We start from the raw sequence: 4,492 nt of genomic DNA, 5'->3' as shown, positions 1-4,492 counted from the left end.
CGCAGTTTTCCTGCGTTCCGCTACGCTCCACTTCGGAAAACTGCGCTGTATTACCATGCTTTTCAGATTTTGGGTGTTTCCAGACTGCACATTTCTTGACATTTCCACTATGATATCGGAGCCTTGTCCTAGCATCAAGGCCGTAGTGCATTTTAGACTTGATGTCAGGGCAAGGCTCTGATGCATTGTGGACAAGGAATCAAAGGCCAATTATCATCTAAGCTGGATGATAATTGACGTCCATCTAGAATACTTAAAATACTTAAGTGATTATGCAGCAGAAGCCATGAGTTGGGCATGTGAGCAAGGTCTGATTACTGGCAAAAGTAGCACATTACTCAAGCCGCAGGACTTCGCAACGCGAGCAGAAATTGCGCTTGTTTTAACACGCTATTGCGAAATGTTTTAACGCTTCAGTCTGTAAAGGGGAATACAGCAAGGGATTTGAAATGAAAAAATGTTATTTTTTGAATCATGAAGTACATTATCTGAAAAATGAAAAGAGGGGATCGTCATAAAAACTTTGTTAAAGTACATGATTACAGCTTGTGTTGCTTTGTGCATGTATAGCCTGATGCCTCTGGCTGGTGCTGTGTATGCAGATCCATATACATTTGATGAGAGCACAGGTACCATTACAGATTGTGAGAAGTATGTTTCCGGCAGATTAGAAGTTCCATCAGAGATCAATGGACATGTGGTAACAACTATTGGCAATCAAGCATTTCGTCAATGTTATCAACTAACAGAAATTGTTTTGCCCAATACGATAACAAGGATTGATGGCTGGGCGTTTGCATATTGCGAAGGCTTGAAAAGTGTGACATTGCCATCCAGCGTGGAATATTATAGTCCCTCATTTTTTAGGTGCTCTAACATGATGGCGATTAACGTGAGCGATGCGAATCCATATTTTTGCTCGGTTGATGGAGTTTTATTCTCCAAGGATATGCAAAAACTGATTGAATATCCTTGTGGGAAAGACGGTGGTTATCAAATTCCATTTGGTGTTAAAACTATTGGAGAGGGGGCCTTCGAGTGGAGATCAAGGTTGAGCGGCATTTCCGTTCCACAAAGCGTAAAAATAATGGAGACAGGCGCTTTCTCAAAATGCTTTAATGTAACAGATATATATTACCAAGGATCAGAAGATCAATGGAATGCAATTAAAATAGGTGACTCTAATCAGTGGAATAACGCAGTAAAAATTCATTATTATATTGATTTAGGTGCAGGTAATGTAGATGATGTAGGCGACACTCCCTCTTCTTGGGCCGTTGAAGAAATTGAAAAAGCTCGTAAAAATGGGTTGATTCCAGAGAATCTGGATGAGGGATATCAAAATAATATAACTCGTCAGGAGTTTTGTCAGCTTGCGGTAAAAGTGTTGGAGGCATCCGTTGGGCGGCCTATTGATGATATCCTTGACTATCATGGTATTTTGATTAACGAATTGCAATTCGATGATACAAATGATAAAAACATTTTGGCTATGAATGCTCTTCATGTCGTATTTGGCGTTGGGGAAGGAAAATTTGAACCCAACAGAACCATTTCTCGTGAAGAAGCGGCAACTATGCTCACCCGTCTCGCAAAGGTTTTGGACGCAAGACTGCCTAATGAAGCTAAACTAACCTTTGGTGATCGGAGCGAAATTTCGGAGTGGGCGTATGACAGTGTTATCTTTGTAAGTCATGTTTCAAACAATAATGGATTCGCCATTATGGGTGGAACAGGCGATAATAAATTTAGTCCCAAAGGCACTTACACGAGGGAGCAAGCTTTCCTTTCGTTTGGCCGTCTCTTCGATGTAGTAAAAGAATGTACAATTGATAGTATTGTTGTGGAAAAGCCCATTGAGGGCTAATGCATAGCCTGACGGTGAGTATAAAAAATTTGATTTGATATAAGGGAGAAAAAGGATATGATATGTGAGATATGAAAGAATTTATCTTTTTTAGTAGAAAATGAGTTGCAAGGGGTGCGGGCAGTTGGCTGTGCTCTTGCGCTTTTGGTATTGGCGACATCGGGAATGCAGATATCAATAGCGCAGACTTGCAGGAGATGCAGGAGAATTGTTGAGCCCATGATATGGATACTAGCAAGGTCAAAACGTGCAAGTAATAATTTTGCTTCGCTTGACACCGGTGTTTTATTTGGTTCGAGGATATCGATATCCTAGTAATAAATGTTGGCCGGTTATGGTTCTTGGGTTTGAGTTTCTTGCAATCATCTATATGCAGAGTTTGATGAATATAAGAGTAAATCGGAGCAGTTCTTTGCAGTGTTAGCAGGAAATTAACCTCAGCCAGCTAAGCATTTGGTCAGAAAGCGAAAGATGTTATAGATATTGCTGAGATTCGTACAGAAATTATATGGAAAGAGCATGCAGCAACCGATCTTTACTATCATAATGGGAAAATGTATATTGCCCAATATGCAGCAGGCTGCAAAAGTGAATTTGCTGATGCGTTAATTGAATATGAATGTGCTAGTTATTGGAATTGCGATGGGAAAATGGGATGATAGGTGCAGAAATGTGAATATATGCAGCGGTGGATTAAGAATTTGAGCTGGATTTGTGCATGTTGTGGGAGAAATAAAAATAAAACGGATCAACTGTCTCTTACTTTTTCCCCTGACGATGCTGGCCGCTTTGATAGCGTGTAATGGTCAGTCTGGAGAGAAGCAAGTCCTTCGTGATGCAATGGCTGATTTGATATCGGAACTCAATGAAGGAGTTTCAAACAATTGTTAATAAATGTCGGCCTAGTCAACGACTATGCCATCACGAAAATATCATACATAATTAAAGAAGGAGTTCCAATGGCATTTTGGGATAATATTAGCCAAAAAGCATCTGAAACCACTGCAAAAGTAATGCAAAAGGCAAAGGGAATGTCTGATATTGCAAAGTTTAATCCAATGATTGCTGAGGAAGAGACACAGATTAACAATGTTTAGTATCAAATCGGCAAACTTTATTTGACCATGCATGCACATGACTACGAAGAAGAATTTGCTGGCATGATTGCTTCGCTTACGGATGCAGAAGAAAAGGTTAAAAGGTATCGCGAGCAGATTCAGGATATCAAAGGTGTCGTTCGATGTCCGCAATGCGGTGCGGAAGTACAATCTGGTTCTGCATTTTGTAGTTCATGCGGTACACCAATGCCTAAAGCTAAGCCAATAAATACAGACGATTTAGTACGTTGTGACAGTTGTGGTGCTATGGTAAAAAAGAGTGCGTTTCTGCACCTATTGTGGCAAGCTAATGGTTCAGGTAACAACAACTGAGTCAACGAACACAGCAGTGGTTGAGAATGAGACAGCAAGTGGGGGTTGTCCAAAGTGTGGTGATCCAATAGAAGCAGATGTAGCTTTTTGCACGGAATGTGGATCTAAACTTTGATTACATCATATGGGCGGCATATATAAATGGCCTTTTGTGGAAAATGCGGTGCAAAGTTAGAGGGAGGCAAATTCTATCCTTCCTGTGGCGCGCCTGTGGAACTAGAGCAAAGCGAGACTACGACCATAACTGCTGGCCCAGCACAAAAATCAAATATGTGGATAAAAGTTTCAGTTGCGGTGAAGAGAAGGCAACCAAACATTATGAAAACTTGCTCGGAATGATGGTTTTTGTTTGTGACGATTGCTACGAAGGTCTACAGTAATTATACATATAGGAAGGGATAACAAATGAAGAAGTATAAAAAAGTTGTAGTCAGCATGCTGAGTCTCATGATTCTTGCTGTGGCGCTGATAGGTTGTAGTTCAAAATCCGCATCTGATTTAATAGTGGGCCAATGGATTGTACCGGGTGAAGAGGATCGTGCAGGAACGACGTCGGATTTGGTAGCCTTGGAATTTTTCAGCGATGGAACATATGTCTCAAATCGTAGCAATTATTCAGGTGGTTATTCTATCGATGACGATAGGATAAAGCTTGATGGTGTCTTAGCTGAGCCTTTGACATTTACCTTTGAATTAAACGAAGATACTTTGATATTTTATTATGATGATGGCGAGGTTATGAATGAATATCAAAGAGTTGAGTAAGCAATTTTGCATCGCCCCATTGAATTAAAAGAAAGAAGGTTGAAAATGTTAAGGATTAAATTAGGTATTTCAGTGGGAATGTTAGGCGCAGAGATTTATTTTTAGCGGCTATATAGTGGCTGCCTCATAGCAGAATACATACTCATCTTTGAAGAAAATAGTTGGCTGAAGAAGAGCAACAAAAGGCGGTGGATCAGTTTCCATTGCCTTTTGTTTCAGATTAAAGGATTAGGAGGCAAATATGCGAAGGGCAAAAGAGAAGAATCGACGATTCCATGAATTTGCAGCCATGATAATAATTTTTTTCATATTGGTATTATTGGTCAGGTAGAATAAGTTTCGCAAAAACAAAAAAGACATGGTTTGCAGATCTTTGGTAGAATGAAGTCGCGACACACCATTCGAAAGGAGACAGCAAACCATGTCCGAG

General features: G+C 40.2%; 6 protein-coding genes. All 6 read left to right on the top strand.

The genetic code is table 11. The features are described from left to right. Window positions 1-226 precede the first annotated feature (226 nt). Window positions 227-409 (top strand): S-layer homology domain-containing protein, encoded by a 183-nt coding sequence (locus tag ACTQ34_RS17545; RefSeq protein WP_441364894.1) that lies wholly within the window; start codon window positions 227-229, stop codon window positions 407-409. Between the two features lie 114 nt (window positions 410-523). Next, the gene (locus ACTQ34_RS17540) at window positions 524-1,867 is read left to right on the top strand and encodes a leucine-rich repeat domain-containing protein (RefSeq protein WP_441364892.1); all 1,344 of its coding nucleotides are present in this window, start codon (window positions 524-526) and stop codon (window positions 1,865-1,867) included. Between the two features lie 959 nt (window positions 1,868-2,826). Then, window positions 2,827-2,964 carry a hypothetical protein gene (locus ACTQ34_RS17535; RefSeq protein WP_441364891.1) on the top strand — a complete coding sequence of 46 codons (138 nt, stop codon included), beginning with the start codon at window positions 2,827-2,829 and terminating at the stop codon, window positions 2,962-2,964. 27 nt (window positions 2,965-2,991) lie between these two features. Next, the gene (locus ACTQ34_RS17530; protein ID WP_441364893.1) at window positions 2,992-3,297 is read left to right on the top strand and encodes a zinc ribbon domain-containing protein; all 306 of its coding nucleotides are present in this window, start codon (window positions 2,992-2,994) and stop codon (window positions 3,295-3,297) included. Next, on the top strand, window positions 3,275-3,412 hold the full coding sequence (locus ACTQ34_RS17525; protein WP_441364890.1) for a zinc-ribbon domain-containing protein: 138 nt from the start codon (window positions 3,275-3,277) through the stop codon (window positions 3,410-3,412). The genes ACTQ34_RS17530 and ACTQ34_RS17525 overlap by 23 nt, the downstream gene beginning before the upstream one ends. 290 nt (window positions 3,413-3,702) lie before the next feature. Beyond that, window positions 3,703-4,062 (top strand): hypothetical protein, encoded by a 360-nt coding sequence (locus ACTQ34_RS17520; RefSeq protein ID WP_441364889.1) that lies wholly within the window; start codon window positions 3,703-3,705, stop codon window positions 4,060-4,062. Window positions 4,063-4,492 lie beyond the last annotated feature (430 nt).

The organism is Agathobaculum sp. LCP25S3_E8 (genome assembly GCF_052117165.1).
Lineage (GTDB): Bacteria > Bacillota > Clostridia > Oscillospirales > Butyricicoccaceae > Agathobaculum.
Note: the sequence above shows the minus strand (reverse complement) of the source record. Positions and strands in the feature narration are given on the sequence as shown.

Bases quoted from the DNA above. Each gene is read 5' to 3' on its own strand.
- ACTQ34_RS17545 (WP_441364894.1), top strand. From the start codon at position 227: ATGATAATTGACGTCCATCTAGAATACTTAAAATACTTAAGTGATTAT.
- ACTQ34_RS17535 (WP_441364891.1), top strand. From the start codon at position 2,827: ATGGCATTTTGGGATAATATTAGCCAAAAAGCATCTGAAACCACTGCA.
- ACTQ34_RS17530 (WP_441364893.1), top strand. From the start codon at position 2,992: ATGCATGCACATGACTACGAAGAAGAATTTGCTGGCATGATTGCTTCG.
- ACTQ34_RS17525 (WP_441364890.1), top strand. From the start codon at position 3,275: ATGGTTCAGGTAACAACAACTGAGTCAACGAACACAGCAGTGGTTGAG.
- ACTQ34_RS17520 (WP_441364889.1), top strand. From the start codon at position 3,703: ATGAAGAAGTATAAAAAAGTTGTAGTCAGCATGCTGAGTCTCATGATT.